Origin of the sequence: Arthrobacter sp. M4, assembly GCF_020251205.1 — a bacterium.
GTDB lineage: Bacteria > Actinomycetota > Actinomycetes > Actinomycetales > Micrococcaceae > Arthrobacter.
Map to the genome: position 1 here is coordinate 1 of NZ_JAIWYX010000070.1, position 381 is coordinate 381.

General features: G+C 64.0%; 1 protein-coding gene. It reads right to left on the reverse strand.

Annotation, left to right across the window (positions count from 1 at the left end; translation table 11 throughout):
- A partial coding sequence (locus LD110_RS23435; protein ID WP_374200388.1) for a carbohydrate ABC transporter permease occupies positions 1 to 381 on the reverse strand: 381 nt, incomplete at both ends.

The following is a 381-nucleotide window of genomic DNA, read 5'->3' on the forward strand; positions in this document are numbered from 1 at the left end:
AGCCACAGGAGTGATACAACGACCATCGAAGTGACGACAGGAAGGAAGTAGACGGTGCGGAAGAAGTTCACGCCCCGGACCTTCACGTTGACGAGCAGCGCCATGCCGAGCGCTAGGCCGGATTGGAGCGGGACGACGACGACGGCGAAGTAGGCGACGTTGAGAAGCGCACGGTAGAACTGATCGTCCGCGAAGAGCCGCATGAAGTTGTCCAGACCGACGAAGGTCGGGGGGTGCGGCGAGATGAGCCGTGCGTTCGTGAACGCGAGGCCGAAGGCCAGGATGGCCGGGACGGCCACGAACATGATGAGCAGAAGGATGGCAGGGGTGAGCATCGCCCAGCCGGTTCGCTCCTCGCGGCGGTTCGCGGTGCTCAGGCCG